Source organism: Pseudaeromonas sp. HNCC25DJ180 (assembly GCF_055413345.1).
Genome location: NZ_JBVAYF010000018.1, coordinates 21,770 through 38,599, shown reverse-complemented (window position 1 = coordinate 38,599; position 16,830 = coordinate 21,770). Strand labels below are relative to the sequence as shown.

Sequence of the window (16,830 nt, the reverse complement as noted above, 5' to 3'; positions counted from 1 at the left end):
GGTGTTGAATTGTGACGCCAATCACATCGACCCAGGCAGGGATGCTAGCCATGTTAAAAAAACAGACTCTATTTATCGGATCAATCATGTTACTGGTCGCTAGCCATACTCAAGCGGCTGTGATTTCCCCCCTAACCGGTACCACTGAAACCAACCAGCTTAAGCTGGGGGAGTGGTTTTCCCGTTATTCTGATCTACTGACCACAGCTCAGTTGCAGGCGCTCAAGAGCGCTCCTGCTTCTAGCTCGTCTAGCGATCTGAAGGCGACGGCCAGCACCATGAAGGTCACTTACCTCGGTACGGGCGCTGCTCGCGATACCAATCTTTTCCTGGCCTCCGCTGGTACTGGTGCCTTCAACACCGCCAACTTTTGGAACCCCATCTATACCAGCGGCGGAACCAATAACCTGAATAAGTACAACCCGGTCAACAGCGCCAATACGCTGTTTGAGAGCCGGGCTGGTTGTAGTTATGCTCAGGCCAAGGCTGGCAACAGCTGTTTGGCGAGTCAATTGGGTCTAAGTCGTGAGGTCAGTGGGCTGACAGTAGGCGACAATCTGGTCTTTGGGCTCCAGGCGCTAAATCTGGTTTATGGTAAAGAGGTCAATCTACCCAATACCAATTACTTCTTCACCGGCTCTGTGGCGAACAACAGTGACAGCAAGGGGTGGGCCGACAAGACAGTGCATACCCATGTGCTGACGCTGGCTGATGGCTCATACATGGTCGGTTTTGAAGATACTTGGGCGGGTAAGAGTGACAGCGATTATAACGACATGGTGTTCCTGCTCTCTCCGGTTCCCGAGCCAGAAACCTATGTGATGATGCTCTCCGGTTTGGGCCTGCTGCTGGCGGGGGCGCGCAAGCGCCGCAATCAGAAGGTTGCCGTGCCAGCTTGAGTTCGATGAGTTGTTAGCAGAAAAGCACGAAAAAAAACCGGAGCCCAGGCTCCGGTTTTTTTATAGAAGAAGTAGAACTTACTTCTTGATACGCATCACGGCAGTTTCACCCACTGTGACACTACCCGTGAGCTTGATCAGCTCTTTGATGTCATCCATATTGGAGATAACAACGGGCGTCAGGGTAGACTTGGCCTTGGCTTCGAGTACCGCCAGGTCAAACTCTATGATGGTATCACCCTTCTTCACGCTTTGACCTTCAGCCGCAATGCGCTTGAAGCCTTCACCCTTCAGCTCAACGGTATCGATACCGAAGTGCACGAAGAGTTCGATGCCTGAGTCAGACTCGATAGAGAAGGCATGATTGGTTTCAAAGATCTTGCCAATGGTGCCATCACACGGTGCGACCATCTTGTTACCGGCTGGCTTGATGGCAATGCCATCACCAACGATTTTCTCGGCGAAAACCACATCCGGAACATCCTCGATCGGCACAATTTCGCCAGACAAGGGGGCAAAAATCTCGATGCCACTAGTATCAGAACTGTCGTCAGATACCAGCTTTTTCAGTTTGTCGAACAAACCCATAGCGTTAGCTCCTAAGAGTTATTTTCAGCTTTTAGCCAATGATATTAACAGACAGCCTGATGCTTAACAAAGTCATCTACAACGGCTTCTACTTCAGCGATGGTGGCGCTCTCCAGTGCCTTCTCGGCCATGGCTTTTACCGCCGTATAGTTGGCCGCCCGAACCAGTTGCTTGACGCGAGGTATGGACATGGCGCTCATGGAGAATTCATCCAGCCCCATACCCAACAGCAGCAGGGTGGCTCTATCATCGCCAGCCAGTTCACCGCACATCCCAGTCCACTTGCCCTCGGCATGGGACGCATCAATGACCTGCTTGATCAGGGTCAGAACGGACGGTGAGAGTGGATTGTAGAGGCCGGAGATCAGCTCGTTACCACGGTCAACGGCCAGGGTGTATTGGGTCAAGTCATTGGTGCCGATGGAGAAAAAGTCGGCTTCTTTGGCCAGGTGACGGGCGATGACGGCCGCGGCAGGCGTCTCTATCATTACACCCACTTCGATGCTCTCATCGAAGGCCAAGCCTTCTTGACGCAGTTCGGCCTTCAGATCGCTGATCTCTGCTTTCAGGGCGCGCAGCTCTTCCACAGAAATAATCATGGGGAACATGATGCGCAGCTTACCAAAGGCGGAGGCGCGCAGTATGGCGCGTAACTGGGTGTGCATGATGTCTTTGCGATCGAAGAAGATACGCACGGCACGCCAGCCCAGGAAGGGGTTCATCTCCTTGGGGAACTTCATGTAAGGAAGTTCCTTGTCGCCACCAATGTCCATGGTGCGGACTATGATTGGCTGATCCGGCATGGATTCGGCCACTTCCTTATAGGCTTGGTATTGCTCCTCTTCGGTGGGCAGGGCGTCGCGATCCATGAACAGGAATTCGGTACGATACAGACCCACGCCTTCGGCACCATTGCGATGGGCTCCATCCATGTCTTTGATTGTGCCTATGTTGGCGCACACTTCGACACGATGGCCATCGGTAGTGGTGGCGGGCAGTTCCTTGAGCTTGGCCAGTTCGGCCTTTTCAGCCAGGAACTTGGCCTGTGAATCTTTTAGCTGTTGTACTAGCTCAGCACTGGGATTGATCAACACCTGATTATGCAGCGCGTCCAACACCAGGAAATCCCCTGAGTTGACCTGTTTGGTGATGTCGTTAGTGCCGACTATGGCCGGCAGCTCCAGAGAGCGAGCCATGATGGAGGTGTGGGAGGTTCGGCCGCCGATGTCGGTGACGAAGCCTCGGACAAAGTTCAGATTGATCTGGGCCGTCTCTGATGGTGTCAGGTCATGAGCCACCAGGATGACTTCTTCATCTATGGTGCTCAGGTTGACAATTTCCATGCCTAGGGCGTTTTTCACCAGACGAGTACCGATATCGCGGAAGTCGGTAGCGCGCTCACGCAAGTAGGGATCGTCCAGCTCGGCCATCATGGAAGCATATTGTTCTATGGCATGGTGGATGGCTTTTTCTGCGCTGAAACGCTCTTCGCGGATCAGGGTAACAATGTCGCCTTCGAGCTCTTCATCTTCCAACAGCATGATATGCCCTTCGAAGATCGCCTCTTTTTCTTCACCAAAGGTGCGACCCGCCATCACCTTGATGGCTTCGAGTTGCACTGAGGATTTAGCGCGCGCGTCAAAGAAGCGAGCCACTTCGTTCTCGATGTTGGCTGGTGAAACTGATTCGTTGTTGATGACGATTTCGTCTTCTTTCAGCAGCAGAGCCTTAGCAAAAGCAATGCCCGGAGACGCCAAGATACCTGAGATCATAGCCGTACCTGTAATAAGAGAGTGGATACCAGATCGTTAAAGCGGTGTAAGCGTAATGGTCGCTGGAATTAAACCAGCTCGGCCATCAGGGCTACCAGCTTATCAACGGCCTTTTGTGCATCCGGGCCATCGGCCTGGATAGTCACAGTGGTTCCCTTGGTCAGGCCCAGGGTTTGCAATTTGAACAGACTCTTGGCACTGGCGCTCTTGCCACCGCTCACCACGTTAATGTCGCTTTGAAACTCTTTAGCTTCTTTGACGAATTGAGCAGCTGGACGAGTATGGAGACCATTTTCAGCGGTAATAACTACAGATTTCTCAAACATTTTTCACCCCAATGTTGTTGATTGTGGCTGTTGCTGGTGTTCAGCCGATAGCCTGTGTAGCGATAAAGTGGCGTCTGCAGTTCACGGTCTTGTAGTTGATACTTTATTAATTACCGAAACTGCATTGGCTCGGGATTATGCCTTGCTCTGGCCAGCGGCAAAAGGCCATACCCTTAAGGTGCAACAAAAAATATCTGTGCGTTACTTTTTGATACGTTGAGCTTGAAAACCCTTGCGCCAAGTCAAGGAACCTAAGATAAGCGTTTTTATGGCCAATAAATAGCCATGAATAGCGATCATATTTTATATAAAAAATTAAGTGGCGGAAAAAAGCTCCCTTTGAGTATAGCGTACAAAAAAAAACGCGCCGGTTATCCGGCGCGTTTTTATTAGAAATATAAGCAATATCAAGCTTGTAACTCTTGCTCGCCAAATTGCCCCTGAAACAGGACGCTGGAGAGATAACGCTCACCTGAACTGGGCAGTATGACCACTATCGTCTTACCTGCAAACTCGGGCAGGGCGGCAATGCGATTGGCGGCCACGACGGCGGCGCCTGAGCTGATCCCGGCCAGAATGCCCTCTTCTTGCATTAGACGGCGGGCCATCTCTACGGCCTCATCGCTGGTGACCTGTTCGACGCGATCCAGCAGGCTCAAATCCAGGTTGCCAGGAATGAAACCAGCACCAATGCCCTGGATCTTGTGGGGGCCTGGCTTAATCTCTTCTCCGGCCAGCTTCTGGCTGATGACGGGCGACTCCTTGGGTTCTACCGCCACGCTGGTGATAGCCTTACCCTTGATCTGTTTCAGGTAGCGAGAGATACCTGTGATGGTGCCACCGGTACCGACCCCGGCGACAACGACATCGACTTCGCCATCGGTCGCATCCCAAATTTCTGGGCCTGTGGTCTGGACGTGAATTTCCGGGTTAGCCGGGTTTTCAAATTGTTGCAGCAGCAGATATTTTTCAGGATCCGAGTCGCGGATCTCTTCGGCCTTGGCGACGGCACCCTTCATGCCCAGCGGGCCTTCGGTGAGTACCAGGTTGGCGCCCAGTGCCTTGAGCAACTTGCGGCGCTCGAGACTCATGGTGGCAGGCATGGTCAGGGTGATGGCATAGCCGCGAGAGGCTGCGACAAATGCCAGCGCGATACCTGTGTTGCCACTGGTGGGTTCGATGATCTCCTTGCCTGGGCCGAGCAAGCCCTTTTTCTCGGCATCCCAAATCATGTTGGCACCGATGCGGCATTTAACGCTGAAGCTGGGGTTGCGACTTTCCACTTTGGCCAGGACTCGGCCAGTACTGACGCGGTTAAGTTTAACCAGCGGAGTATTACCTATCGTAAGAGAGTTATCTTCGTATACCTTGCCCATGGCGGGTTTCCTATTATGTAGTGTCAGCAGTTAGGATTTAGCTTAATCATAAAAATATCTATGGGAAGTGATGTTTAGTTATAACTATATGTTCTGGATAACTATACGCCATGCCCGCCCGTAGGGTATGGCAATATGGTGGCGATCACATCAGGCTGAGGAAATGCGTATGTACCAGGTGGTGTTAACGGGAAGTGGCTTTCATGTTCCGCCTTATGAAGTAACCAATCAGCAGTTGGCCGACGTCTACAACCGCTATGTTTCCCAGTTTAATCAGGAGAATGGTTCCGCGATCGAGGCCGGGCAGATTGCGCCCCTCAAGGAGAGCAGCCCTGACTTCATCGAGGCGCTATCGGGTATTCATAGCCGTTACTTCCTGACTCGTGACGGCATTCTGGATCCCGATATCATGCAGCCCTTGCTGCCTGCAACCGGGTTGGAGCGTCCCTCGTTCCAGTTGCAGTTGGCGGTGCCTGCCATTCAGCAGGCGCTAGATGAGGCGGGGGTGCGGCCTGAGCAGATTGATGCGCTCTATCTTGCCTCCAGCCTGTGCGAACGGACCTTTCCCTCGGTAGCCATCGAGCTGCAGGCCTTCCTCGGGGCCCAGGGAATGGCGAGTGCCATCCATATGGCCGCCAGCAGCGCCCTTTATGCCTTGCAACAGGCCCATCTGCTGCTGCAGACCGGGGCGGCACAACGCGCCTTGATCGTGGTGCCCGAGATCAACTCTGCCCAACTCGATTTTCGGGATCGCTTCTCTCACTTTCTGTTTGGGGATGGTTGCGCTGTCTTGTTGCTGGAACGCGAGGACGTGGCCGTCGGTAAAGCCGGATTTGTGGTGCACTCCTGTCAGGTGGCGAGTCACTACAGCACCCAGATCCACAATTTGAATGGCGATCTATTGCGCACCCATCCAGAGAGTCGTTATCTGCTGGAGCGGCTCTATCGTCAGTCGGGGCCTAGCGTAGGAGAAACCTTGTTGCCGCTGGTGTGCGCGCACATTCAGCAGCATCTGGATAGTGCCGGCCTAGCCGTTGGGAATATCACCCAGTTCTGGCTGCATCAGGCTAACCAGCACTTTCAGTCGGCCATCGCCGCTAGCCTAGGATTAGCGCCGGAGCGATTGCCCAGCCTGCTGCAGCAGTATGGCAATTTGGCAGCAGCCGGAGCACCTGCTTGCTTTCACCACTTTAAACATATACTGGCGTCAGGTGAACATGGCATCATGGCTGCGTATGGTGCAGGTTATGCGATGGGGAGCGTTCTGTTAACTCGTCGAGATGGGTATGATAGCGCCTTTAGCAAAGAGTGATTCAAGGCTGACTCGTCTCTTAGGCTGCTCATAGGCCGCTGCAAGGATGGCGAGGCGGGAGCAATAATAATGGGGCAAGCGGTGTTTCCAGCAGGAGGCGGGATGTTCGGCAAAGTAGTCAAGGTTACCATGCTCTCATTACTGGGAGTCAGTCTGTCGGGTACGGCCATAGCCGTTGGGGAATCATTGGCTCAGACCTCGTCTGCTGCCAGCATGGTGACGGTGCAATCTTTGCCTCTACCCAGTGAGGCGATTCGCATCGAATTAGCTCAGCAACTGCTGGAGCTGGCCTTAGCGGATGTTCATCCCGCCATCAATCAACTCTGGCTCGCCTTGAGCAAGAGCCGCGATCCTCATGAGCAGAGCCTGCTGTTTGCCGAAACGTTTATCTTGCTCAAGCAATTCCGCACCCAGTGGCACCAGTTAAGCCTGGATGATCGGGAACGGATCCAGCTTAAAAGCATCAAGTTTTCCTCCTCACCTCAACTGCTGCAGGAGTATGCCCAAGCACTGCAAGGGGGCACCCTGGCTCAGGATGTGGCGCAACTACAACCTGCCATGGGGGATTATCAGGCTCTGCGTCATCAACTCTCCCTACTGCTGGATATGGCCAGAGAGGGGGAGTGGGGTGAGCTAGGCACTTTCGTCCAGCATCCAGGTGAGAGTCATCCGCAGCTACCCCAGGTTAAACAACTGCTGATGCGGTTGAAGCTATCAACTGAACCGCTATTGGCCGATGAATTGTATGACCCGTTGACTGTGGCGGCGGTGGAGCAGTTTCAGCGGCTCCATGGTTTGAACCCTGATGGGGTGATAGGGCCTAGAACCCTGGCTTGGATGCGCATTACGCCTGCCCAGAAAGCCGTCATTCTTGCCCGAAGCTTGTTGCGTGGGGATGTGAACGACCGCCTGGATCAGCGTCGTCTGGTGGTCGTCAATATTCCGGAATATCAACTCAGGGTGTTGGAAGGACAGCAGCAGATCTTCTCCAGCCGCGTGATAGTCGGCAAATTGAAACGGCAGACGCCAATCCTGGCCAGCGAGATTGCCAGCATAGTGCTCAATCCAGCCTGGCATGTGCCAACCTCTATCTTGACGCAGGATATAGTGCCCAAGCTGGCGCGGGATCCGCAATATTTGGCTAAGGAGCGGTTTGATATCTATGACTACTCTGGGGCTAAGATTGATCCTAGTACGATCGCGTGGCAGCAGGCGCTGGATGCCGGTTTTCCCTACAAGCTGAAGCAACAACCGGGGGATCATAATGCCCTGGGGCGCTATAAATTCTACCTGCCCAATGATGAATCCATCTATCTGCACTCCACGGCTAATCCGCGTCTGTTCAAACTAGATCAGCGCGCCATGAGCTCAGGTTGTGTGCGGGTGGAGATGGCGGCTGATTTTGCCAACCTGTTACTGCAAGGCTCCAGTTGGACTGCGGAGAAGGTGAATAAGACCTTGGCTGCGGCAGAGACCAAATGGGTGCGCCTCACGGCTCCGGTCCCGGTCTTTACCGTCTACTGGCGTAGCTGGTTGGATGATAAGGGTCAGTTACAATTCCGGGATGATATTTACGGTTTTGATGCCAAGTCTCAATCGAGCAATAGTGCCGTACTAAACAGCGTGTTACAGGTCAGAAAGTCCTAAGTCTTATCGGAAAGTTCCGTAAAACGCTCCTTCGGGAGCGTTTTTTGTTAGATAGCTGACTGAGGTCAAATATTCGTCAATTCGGTGTTCATTTTGGTATTCATTGAAATCCTTATATTGAACCCTTGTTTGACACAGGGTGTTGTCAGTCGTTATCTTCTACTGGTTTTAGTGAGCCTCGCCTTGCCATTCATTTGGCGTGGTGGTTTCGGATGGCAACCAAGCTAGGAGATCATGATGCTGGATGTGGAGATCAGCCGTCGGCGTTTACTCTTGGGCGGCGCCTGTCTGATGGCGACAAGTTTACTGCCTGATGTGGCCTTGGCCAGCCCGACTGCGCCGGCCCGTTTGCTGCGTTTTTATAATCCCAACACAGGCGAGCGCGCCAGTGCCTGCTACTGGGAAAAGGGTCGTTACGTGCGGGATGGCCTGTTGGAGTTTAGTTGGTTGTTTCGAGACTATCGGGCCGATGATGCCCAGATCCTGATCGATGCCAAGTTATTTGATCAGTTGTTTGAGTTGCAGCGAAAACTGGGTAGCCAAAAAGAGATCCATGTGGTGTGCGGTTATCGCTCCGAGCAGACCAATGCCATGTTGCGGAAGAAGAATCGGGCTGTGGCCAAGCAGAGTCTGCACATGTCTGGGCAGGCCGTCGATATTCGCATTCAGGGTGTCGAGGTTAGTCGTATCCGTAAGGCAGCTTTGGCTCTCAATGCCGGTGGCGTTGGTTACTATCCTCGTGCCAACTTCGTGCATATGGATACGGGTCCTAAGCGTCACTGGTAGCCCAGTGGCAGCCAGAGCCCCGCTGGGGGCTTTTTAGGTTGCTAAGCGTCACTCTCCGGCCATAAAAAATGCCTCCCATTGGGAGGCATTTTGCATTCAGAGCGTCAGCGGGAGGGCTTACAGGCTCTGAGTGAAAGTCCGGGTGATTACGTCGCGCTGTTGCTCTGGGGTCAGGGCATTGAAACGTACCGCATAGCCAGAAACACGAATGGTCAGCTGTGGGTATTTCTCAGGGTTTGCCACGGCATCTTCCAGAGTCTCACGGCGCAGCACGTTGACGTTCAGGTGTTGACCACCTTCAACGATCGGCTCCAGCTTGACCGGGATTTCGCGATATTCAATTTGACCCAGAGTGGCCATGGCCACGGTTTGGTCTTCTATATACTCGCCTTTGGCACACAGGCAACGCGCTTCCTGCTTGTCATCGTCCAGCAACCAGAAAGAGTTGAGCAGTCCGTCATTTGCTGCCTTGGTGATTTGGATACCCTTAACCATGCTTGATCTCCTATTGGATGATGCGGGGAGCGCGGTCCGACAGTCGCCATCCCCAATTCAACAAGCTACGACGCTTTGCTTCGCAGCTGCACTTAATCATGTATCGTGATTACAACATTAGTAAATTTACCAACTTCGATCAAGCGGAAAATCCCTACAAGGGGTGGGTGATGGGGTTATTTTATTGATATAAATCAACAAATGCGCATTTTTGTAAAATTGAAGGTTATCCTGTTACTGGATATTTATCACTTCGTTGTAAATTTACTACAAAAATACAAGCCTGTGCGGCTGTGCTTGCCCTGGCGCGGTGAGCTGTTTATGCTCTTTTCTTTGATTTCCTTGGTGAATTTTAAAAATGGCTACCTGGACTGACGTCATAGGCGAAGAGAAAGAGCAAGAGTATTTCAAACAGACCCTGGCCTATGTGCGTCAGGCTCGGGAAGCGGGCAAGGTTATCTACCCGCCGGCGGCCGATGTATTCAATGCCTTCAAGTACACCGAGTTTGACCAGGTCAAGGTGGTGATCCTGGGGCAAGACCCCTACCATGGCCCGAGCCAGGCCCATGGCCTCTGCTTCTCCGTGCTACCCGGGGTCAAGGTGCCGCCGTCGCTGGTCAACATCTACAAGGAGTTGGCGCGGGATATCCCCGGCTTTGTCATTCCCCCTCATGGCTATCTGGTCTCTTGGGCGGAGCAGGGGGTGCTGCTGCTCAATACCGTGCTGACGGTGGAGGCGGGTCAGGCTCACTCTCACGCCAATCTGGGTTGGGAGCGTTTCACCGATCAGGTGATAGCTCGCCTTAACTGCGAGCGGCAAGGGGTGGTGTTCTTGCTCTGGGGCAGTCACGCCCAGAAGAAGGGGGCCATCATAGACAGAGAGCGTCACCATGTGCTGACGGCCCCCCATCCCAGCCCACTCTCCGCTCATCGGGGTTTTTTAGGCTGTGGTCATTTTTCCCAGACCAACCAGTTATTGAGTCAGCAAGGCAGCACGCCGGTGAACTGGCAACTACCTGCCGGGTGTCCCTTGCCGTGAGCCAGCTCGCTAAAACTGGCCATTTTTACACCCGTTGCGCGATCAGGGCGTAGCATGGCTATACTTAGGGTTCATTCTCGATCCTGTTTTCGGAAGGTTAGGTCATGCTGGATGCACTTCATCAGGAACATCTGAATATCGCTAAGCTGCTGGATGTATTACGGCAGAAGCTGTTTGCCATTCGCGGTGAGCAGCCGGTGCAATACCGGCTGCTGAATGATGTGCTCTGTTATCTGAGTGAGGTGTCGGATCAACAACACCACCCTCAGGAAGACCTCATCTATGACTACTATCTCAAGTATCGTTGTCAGGATGAACAGCTCTCCCGGCGCCTACAGCAGGAACATGAACGGGTGGTGGCATCCGGCAAGGAGTTGCGCGAGATGGTGGAGATGATCCTCATGGATGCCGTGATCCCGCTGGATACCCTGGTGGCCAAGCTGGAGGCCTTTATTGTGCTGCAGCAGCAACACATGGATTTCGAAGAGGGTGAACTCTTTCCTGAGCTGCGCAAGAGCCTGACCGAAGATGATTGGCGTAACCTGGAGCAGCAGTGGCAATTCAAGATCGCCGATGATCCGCTGTTCGGGCGGCAGGTGGCTGAGCGCTATCGGGATCTCTTCAGCCGGTTGCGTCTGGCGCGCAGTTGAGCGTAAGCAAGGTGGAAACAAAAAGCGGGCTCAAGCCCGCTTTTGCCGTTATGGGGAGAGCGTTGTAATTAGAAATCTAATTCGGCGACATCATCATAGGCGACGTCGATCGATGCCAACTCCTTCTGCAGGCGATACTTCTCTTTCAGGGCCTCTATTTCGCGCCATTTGCGTTTCTTGGCGGCGCTTCGAGAGTTACGTGTTTCCGCGTCTACCACGATCAGATCATCGACTTCCAGATTGAACCTTTCCATGGTTCCTCCTTAAATACAGCAACGTCTTCGTCATTGGGTATATCACAGTGATCTGCAAAATAAAATCTTGAGATGACGCAGAAATGACAGTTTGATAACGAAAGTGTGAATCGCGTATGAGTCGCTCATTGGGTTGCCCAATCCTGGGGCTTAATTGCCCTGAAATCAGGCACTTCAAGGCTATTAACTCAGTCGGTTGACCCACCCGGTTCTAGGTCATTGTGCGGCTTGATTTAGCCGGGGCAACAAGAGGTTTTCCAGTTTTACCTGGTCGATGGCGAAGTTACGGATCCCCTCGGCCAGCTTGTCGCAGGCCATGGCATCTTCATTATGCTGCCAGCGAAATTGTGCCTCGCTCATGGGGTGGGGGCGGGGTTCACTACCGCTGCTGGCGACGAGTTTTGGTACTACCGGGCCTTGCAGCAAGGAGAGCTCTTCCAGCAGGGCCGGGCTTATGGTTAGTCGATCACAGCCTGCCAGCTCAATGATTTCCCCCACAGAGCGGAAGCTGGCCCCCATCACTATGGTGGGGTAGCCGTGACTCTTGTAATAGTGATAGATGCGTTTGACCGAGAGCACACCGGGATCCTCACTGGCCGGGTACTCCTGCTGGGTGCGGCTCTTGTACCAGTCGAGGATGCGCCCGACGAAGGGGGAGATGAGATAGACGCCGGCCTCGGCGCAGGCGCGGGCCTGGGCGAAGCTAAAGAGCAGGGTCAGGTTGCACTGGATCCCTTCACGCTCCAGCAGCTCGGCCGCCTGGATCCCCTCCCAGGTGGCGGCCAGTTTGATGAGGACACGCTCCTTGCCTATGCCTGCCTGGTTGTAGAGTGAGATAAGCCGGCGGGCGCGGGCTATGCTCGCCTGGGTGTCGAAGGAGAGCCGGGCATCCACCTCGGTAGAGACGCGACCCGGTACCAGCTGCAATATCTCGCAGCCAATGCTCACCGCCAGCTTGTCGGCGGCATCCAGCAGTTGTTGGGCCTGTTCGCGGCTCTGCGCTTGAGCCCAGGTTATCGCCTCGCGCACCAGGGGGGCATAGCGAGGCAGTTCGGCGGCCTTGAGCAGCAAGGAGGGGTTGGTGGTGGCATCCTGGGGGTGATAATGGCGCATGGCCTCGATATCACCGGTATCGGCCACCACTGTGGTCAGGCGCTTGAGTTGTTCGAGTTGATTAGTCATAAGCGGGCAGATCTCAATAAGGCGTAGTCGGAGAAAGGCAGTGGCACCCTAGGGCTCAGCCGCTGCCTCTATGCAGTAAACGAGGGATGCTGCAGCAGCGCAAGCTAAATGCTAACAAATTGTGAAAACCAGGCCTGGCTGTCGTGGTCCAGGGTGGCATGAGCGCAAGTTGGGGACGAAAAAAAAGCCGCAGTAAGCGGCTTTCTGACTGGGGGCTAGGCTCAGGCCTCTTGCTTGGCAAAGTAGTGGCGCAGACGCCAGCCCAGGTAGCCAAAACCGGCGGCCCAGAGGGCGAACCAGAACCAGCGGAAGAGGCTGAAGGTCGAGGCATCCGGCTCCACCACATCGATCTTGGTGACATTGGGGAACCAGGAGAGCATGTTGATGCGCCAGCCATAGGAGGTGAGGCGGGCTGTCTTCTTCTCGTACTCCAGGGTCTTGGCCTTGGCCTGAACATCGGCGGCATCAAACTTGAAGTAGAAGGGCCAGCTCCAGCGGGTATCTTCGTTGCGGAAGACCCGGACCTGGTCGTTCTGCAGTGAGGTGTAGATGTAGTAGACATCCATGGTTGGACCATCGGCGGGGTTTTCCTTGCCGATAGGGCCATCCTTGTCCACCCGTTTTACCTCGACACCTGTGATGGTGGTGATGCTCTTCTCCGGCAGATAGAAGTCGAGCCAGAGTGCCGAGAGCACGGCCGCCAGGCCCAGGGCGGAGAAGGCGATTTTTTTCATGGTTAAACTCATGGTCACTCCTGAAAAGTGGGTGCTGATTGGTACACCTTCATCACATACTAGCCTGCCTTGGCGGCGGCGTCAGCTGTGGCGGGTCGATCTGTGTCGATGTCGGAGGTTGCTAGTTACTGGCCGTATTGGGCTTCCATCCAGGATTCCAGGATCAGCAGGGCCGAGATACCATCCACCATCCCCTTCTCCAGCGCCCGGTAGCCGCCGCGCTCGAACAAGCGCGCCCGGGCATCCGTAGTGGTGAGCCGCTCATCCTGCAGCTCCATGGCGACGCCAAAGCGACCATGAATGCGGTTGGCAAACTTGCGGGCCCGCAGCGTCAGGGGCTGCTCTGTGCCATCCATGTTCAGCGGCAGGCCGACTATCACCAGATCCGGTTGCCACTCCTTGAGCAACTTCTCTATCTCATCCCAATTGGGCACCCCATCGTTGGCTTTCAGGGCGCGCAGGGGTTGGGCTGAGCCTGTGATCTCCTGGCCTATGGCCACGCCGATACTGCGGGTGCCGAAGTCGAACCCCAACAGGGTACGTTGTCCACTCTCTTTCATGATTAGCCCTCAAGCTTGGTTGGTCAGGCGTGTCCGGCCTGGGGGGCGACGCGCCAGATATCCAGCCCCATGGCCTGAGTGGCGGCCAGCCATCGCTCGCTCCAGGGGACGTTGAAGATGAGCTCGGGGGTGGCGGGCAGGGTGAGCCAGCTGTTATCCAGCAGCTCCTGCTCCAACTGCCCGGCGTCCCAACCGGCATAGCCCAGGGTGATGATAAATCGCTCCGGAGCCTGCTCGGTACCCAGGGTGTGCAACACATCCAGGGAGGTGGTGATCATCAGCTCATCGGTCAATTGCAGCGAGCTGTGAAGGCCGGGTTTGGGGGAGTGCAGCACAAAGCCGCGGTCTGTGTTCACCGGGCCACCGGCCAGTACGGGCAGCTCTCTAAGCTCGGGGCTGACATCAGTCAGCTCCATCTTGGTCAGCAACTCGTAGAGATCCATGTCCAGCGGCACTGTCAGGGTGAGGCCCATGGCTCCCTTGGCATTGTGCTCGCACAGGTAGATGACAGAGCGGGAGAAAAAGCCATCTTCCATGGTGGGCATGGCGATCAAAAAGTGGTTTTGCAGGTATGACATCCGATTGTGGTACTCCAATGGCCGGCCCCGGCATCTCGGCAACAGGGCAGGCGATGGCTGAAGATCAGGGAGTGAGGCGACGCTCGATGGCATCCATCAGCATACCGGTAATGTTCACCGGAAAGGCGGCCTCTATCTCCCGAATACAGGTGGGGCTGGTGACGTTAATCTCGGTCAACCGGTCGCCTATGATATCCAGGCCGACGAAGATGAGCCCCTTCTGTTTGAGCGTCGGGCCGACGGCGCGGGCTATGGCCCAGTCGCTGTCGGTCAGGGGGCGAGGCTCGCCCCGGCCACCGGCTGCCAGGTTGCCCCGGGTTTCACCCTGGGCTGGAATGCGCGCCAGGCAGTAGGGAACCGGCTCGCCGTCTATGACCAGCACCCGCTTGTCCCCCTCCTTGATGGCGGGCAGATAGGTCTGGGCCATGCAGTAGCGGTGACCGTGTTCGGTCAGCGTCTCTATGATGACGCCCACATTGGGATCATCGCTCTTCAAGCGGAAGATGGACGCGCCGCCCATGCCATCCAGCGGCTTCAAGATCACATCCTGATGCTCGGCATGGAAGGCACGCAGCTTGGCGGCAGAGCGGGTCACCAGTGTGGTCGGCGTGTGCTCGGCAAACCAGGCGGTGAAGAGTTTCTCGTTGGCGTCGCGCAGGCTCTGGGGCTTGTTGACGATCAGCACCCCCTGCTCTTCGGCCCGCTCCAGCATATAGGTGGCGTAGATAAATTCGGTGTCGAAGGGGGGATCCTTGCGCATCAGGATCACATCCAGCTCGGCCAGGGGCTGATCCTGCACCTCGCCCAGTTCAAACCAGGAACCGGCATCATCCCAGACGCTCAAGGGGCGCATGGTGGCGAAGGCTTCGCCCTGCAGCAGGTAGAGATCCTGCATCTCCATGTAATAGAGCTCGTAGCCCCGGCGCTGGGCCTCCAGCAGCATGGCAAAGCTGGAGTCCTTCTTGATCTTGATGGTGTTGATAGGATCCATAACGATGCCGAGTTTGATGGCCATCTGATGTTCTCTCCTTATGCCAGGTCGCCGAAGCGACATTGCAGGGCGGTAATGGCGGTCATGGCCGCCGTCTCGGTACGCAGTACTCTTGGTCCCAGCAGCATATCAGCAAAGCCATGGTCGCGGGCAAGGGCTATCTCCTCATCGGAGAGCCCTCCTTCCGGGCCTATCAGCAGGCGGATGCCCTGAGTGGGCTCGGGCAGGGTATTGATGCTGTAGGGCGCCCGGGGGTGCAGGTTGAGTTTGAGCTCGGCCGTCTCTTCGGCGAGCCAGGCCGAGAGCTCCATGGCCGGGCGGACCAGCGGTACCTGGTTGCGGCCGCACTGCTCGCAGGCGCTGATGACAATCTTCTGCCACTGCTCCAGCTTCTTCTCCAGCCGCTCGCCATTAAGCTTGACGCCACAGCGATCGGAGAAGAGGGGCGTAATGACATTCACCCCCAGCTCCACCGACTTCTGGATGGTGAACTCCATCTTGTCGCCCCGGCTGATCACCTGGCCCAGATGCAGTGGCAGCGGTGACTCGACCTCATGTCGCTCCTGCTCACCCAGGGTGACCAGCACCTGCTTCTTGCCCACTTCGCTCAGGGTGGCCGGGTAGTGGCCGCCTCGGCCATCGAACAGTACCAGGGCTTGACCGGGCTGCATGCGCAACACCCGACCCACATGGTTGGCGCCATCTTCACTCAAGGCCAGAGTCTGGCCACTGCCCAGGGGGGTGGGCTCATAAATACGGGGGATACGCATCAGTGACACTGCTCCTCTACGAAGGGGTTGTGGTTGCCCTGGACCTTGGCAATGAGTTCATCCCGGCGGCACTCCCACGCCGAGACCGGGTACTGTTTATGCCAGGCGGCAAAGAGTTTCTGCTGGGCCGGGGCCAGGCGCAACTGATAGTGCTCAGCCATATAGAGATAGGTGCGGGCTATGGCGCCCCGGCTGCGGGTCGGGGGTTGGGCGCGGTTACCAGCAAAATCGATCACCATCTCACAGCGCCCATACTGGGTTGGCTGGCCATTCCACTCCGAGAAGCGGAAGTTGGCGCGATCCCCATTCACCTCACCGATGGCGGGTACCAGGTTATGCATGTCCCCCTCCATCTGGGCAAAGATTGGGTCGGTTTTCACGCAATTCTTGCGGCCGCCCTGTTGCCAGCACTGACGCTGCTGGCCCAACTCCCAGGCCGACACTATGTGCTCCCACTCGATACGGCTGGCGCGTTCGGGCTGCTTGCGCACTTCATAGCCGCAACTGGCCAGATCCGGCACCATCTTCTTGCCCTGATAACGGATATCACAGCCGCAATAGAAGCTCTGTTGCTCGGGATTAGCGCGATAGATCTGCTGCAGTTCCTTCTTGGCTTGCACGAAGGTCAGCGCCTGGGCTGAGCCAGTGAGGACCAGCAGAAACGAGAGGGGGAAAACTAACGTGAACAGAGAGTGCTTAAGCCGCATGACAACCTACATATGGGACGACAACTGAACTGTCACAGTCGACAGGGGGCTTAGAATATCATCCAGGTGACAGAAGAAAAGGGTTGTGCGGTTGACGACCGGGCCCTAATCGCTAGACTCGCTCTGGTATTGGTAATATGAAGCCTCTGCAAGGCAAGGAGCAG

At 55.4% G+C, this 16,830-nt stretch carries 19 protein-coding genes; 6 read left to right on the top strand and 13 right to left on the bottom strand.

Features of this window, described 5'->3' with window-relative positions; all coding sequences use genetic code 11:
- Positions 1 to 86: 86 nt before the first annotated feature.
- The gene (locus tag ACZYTD_RS15495; protein WP_463893390.1) at positions 87 to 899 is read left to right on the top strand and encodes a DUF4114 domain-containing protein; all 813 of its coding nucleotides are present in this window, start codon (positions 87 to 89) and stop codon (positions 897 to 899) included.
- A gap of 78 nt (positions 900 to 977) precedes the next feature.
- Here ACZYTD_RS15495 and crr read toward each other — a convergent pair whose 3' ends face one another.
- The 4 genes from crr to cysK form a co-directional block, all read right to left on the bottom strand.
- Positions 978 to 1,487 carry a PTS glucose transporter subunit IIA gene (gene crr / locus ACZYTD_RS15490; protein WP_463893389.1) on the bottom strand — a complete coding sequence of 170 codons (510 nt, stop codon included), beginning with the start codon at positions 1,485 to 1,487 and terminating at the stop codon, positions 978 to 980.
- A 44-nt stretch (positions 1,488 to 1,531) separates the two neighbouring features.
- Positions 1,532 to 3,259: a phosphoenolpyruvate-protein phosphotransferase PtsI gene (gene ptsI, locus ACZYTD_RS15485; RefSeq protein ID WP_463893388.1), complete on the bottom strand. Its 1,728-nt coding sequence runs from the start codon at positions 3,257 to 3,259 to the stop codon at positions 1,532 to 1,534.
- Between the two features lie 68 nt (positions 3,260 to 3,327).
- Positions 3,328 to 3,585 carry an HPr family phosphocarrier protein gene (locus tag ACZYTD_RS15480; RefSeq protein ID WP_463893387.1) on the bottom strand — a complete coding sequence of 86 codons (258 nt, stop codon included), beginning with the start codon at positions 3,583 to 3,585 and terminating at the stop codon, positions 3,328 to 3,330.
- A gap of 407 nt (positions 3,586 to 3,992) precedes the next feature.
- A complete protein-coding gene (cysK, locus tag ACZYTD_RS15475; protein WP_463893386.1) occupies positions 3,993 to 4,961 on the bottom strand; it encodes a cysteine synthase A in 969 nt (322 codons plus the stop codon).
- Positions 4,962 to 5,130: 169 nt separating this feature from the next.
- Here cysK and ACZYTD_RS15470 point away from each other — a divergent pair, with 169 nt between their 5' ends.
- From ACZYTD_RS15470 to ACZYTD_RS15460, 3 genes are all read left to right on the top strand, one after another.
- Positions 5,131 to 6,273, top strand: a complete 1,143-nt coding sequence (locus ACZYTD_RS15470) for a beta-ketoacyl-ACP synthase III (protein WP_463893385.1) — start codon at positions 5,131 to 5,133, stop codon at positions 6,271 to 6,273.
- Between the two features lie 102 nt (positions 6,274 to 6,375).
- Positions 6,376 to 7,920 carry a L,D-transpeptidase family protein gene (locus ACZYTD_RS15465; protein WP_463893383.1) on the top strand — a complete coding sequence of 515 codons (1,545 nt, stop codon included), beginning with the start codon at positions 6,376 to 6,378 and terminating at the stop codon, positions 7,918 to 7,920.
- 237 nt (positions 7,921 to 8,157) lie between these two features.
- Positions 8,158 to 8,706 (top strand): peptidoglycan L,D-endopeptidase MepK, encoded by a 549-nt coding sequence (locus tag ACZYTD_RS15460; RefSeq protein WP_463893437.1) that lies wholly within the window; start codon positions 8,158 to 8,160, stop codon positions 8,704 to 8,706.
- A gap of 117 nt (positions 8,707 to 8,823) precedes the next feature.
- Here ACZYTD_RS15460 and grcA read toward each other — a convergent pair whose 3' ends face one another.
- Positions 8,824 to 9,201: an autonomous glycyl radical cofactor GrcA gene (gene grcA, locus ACZYTD_RS15455; RefSeq protein ID WP_463893382.1), complete on the bottom strand. Its 378-nt coding sequence runs from the start codon at positions 9,199 to 9,201 to the stop codon at positions 8,824 to 8,826.
- 358 nt (positions 9,202 to 9,559) lie between these two features.
- Here grcA and ung point away from each other — a divergent pair, with 358 nt between their 5' ends.
- Both ung and ACZYTD_RS15445 read left to right on the top strand, forming a co-directional pair.
- On the top strand, positions 9,560 to 10,240 hold the full coding sequence (gene ung, locus ACZYTD_RS15450) for a uracil-DNA glycosylase (protein ID WP_463893380.1): 681 nt from the start codon (positions 9,560 to 9,562) through the stop codon (positions 10,238 to 10,240).
- Between the two features lie 104 nt (positions 10,241 to 10,344).
- Complete coding sequence (locus tag ACZYTD_RS15445) at positions 10,345 to 10,890, top strand: hemerythrin domain-containing protein (protein WP_463893378.1); 546 nt, start codon at positions 10,345 to 10,347, stop codon at positions 10,888 to 10,890.
- 68 nt (positions 10,891 to 10,958) lie between these two features.
- Here the strand turns inward: ACZYTD_RS15445 and ACZYTD_RS15440 are convergent, their stop codons facing one another.
- From ACZYTD_RS15440 to ACZYTD_RS15405, 8 genes are all read right to left on the bottom strand, one after another.
- The gene (locus ACZYTD_RS15440; RefSeq protein WP_463893377.1) at positions 10,959 to 11,144 is read right to left on the bottom strand and encodes a DUF3545 family protein; all 186 of its coding nucleotides are present in this window, start codon (positions 11,142 to 11,144) and stop codon (positions 10,959 to 10,961) included.
- 216 nt (positions 11,145 to 11,360) lie between these two features.
- Positions 11,361 to 12,326 (bottom strand): transaldolase, encoded by a 966-nt coding sequence (gene tal / locus ACZYTD_RS15435; RefSeq protein ID WP_463893375.1) that lies wholly within the window; start codon positions 12,324 to 12,326, stop codon positions 11,361 to 11,363.
- A gap of 221 nt (positions 12,327 to 12,547) precedes the next feature.
- Positions 12,548 to 13,072 (bottom strand): DUF1523 family protein, encoded by a 525-nt coding sequence (locus ACZYTD_RS15430; protein WP_463893373.1) that lies wholly within the window; start codon positions 13,070 to 13,072, stop codon positions 12,548 to 12,550.
- Between the two features lie 113 nt (positions 13,073 to 13,185).
- Positions 13,186 to 13,620 carry a Holliday junction resolvase RuvX gene (gene ruvX / locus ACZYTD_RS15425; protein WP_463893372.1) on the bottom strand — a complete coding sequence of 145 codons (435 nt, stop codon included), beginning with the start codon at positions 13,618 to 13,620 and terminating at the stop codon, positions 13,186 to 13,188.
- 23 nt (positions 13,621 to 13,643) lie between these two features.
- Complete coding sequence (locus tag ACZYTD_RS15420) at positions 13,644 to 14,198, bottom strand: YqgE/AlgH family protein (protein ID WP_463893370.1); 555 nt, start codon at positions 14,196 to 14,198, stop codon at positions 13,644 to 13,646.
- Positions 14,199 to 14,262: 64 nt separating this feature from the next.
- Positions 14,263 to 15,213 carry a glutathione synthase gene (gene gshB, locus ACZYTD_RS15415; RefSeq protein ID WP_463893369.1) on the bottom strand — a complete coding sequence of 317 codons (951 nt, stop codon included), beginning with the start codon at positions 15,211 to 15,213 and terminating at the stop codon, positions 14,263 to 14,265.
- Between the two features lie 14 nt (positions 15,214 to 15,227).
- Positions 15,228 to 15,959 carry a 16S rRNA (uracil(1498)-N(3))-methyltransferase gene (gene rsmE / locus ACZYTD_RS15410; RefSeq protein WP_463893367.1) on the bottom strand — a complete coding sequence of 244 codons (732 nt, stop codon included), beginning with the start codon at positions 15,957 to 15,959 and terminating at the stop codon, positions 15,228 to 15,230.
- Complete coding sequence (locus ACZYTD_RS15405; RefSeq protein ID WP_463893365.1) at positions 15,959 to 16,666, bottom strand: endonuclease; 708 nt, start codon at positions 16,664 to 16,666, stop codon at positions 15,959 to 15,961. The genes rsmE and ACZYTD_RS15405 overlap by 1 nt, the downstream gene beginning before the upstream one ends.
- Positions 16,667 to 16,830: the final 164 nt, after the last annotated feature.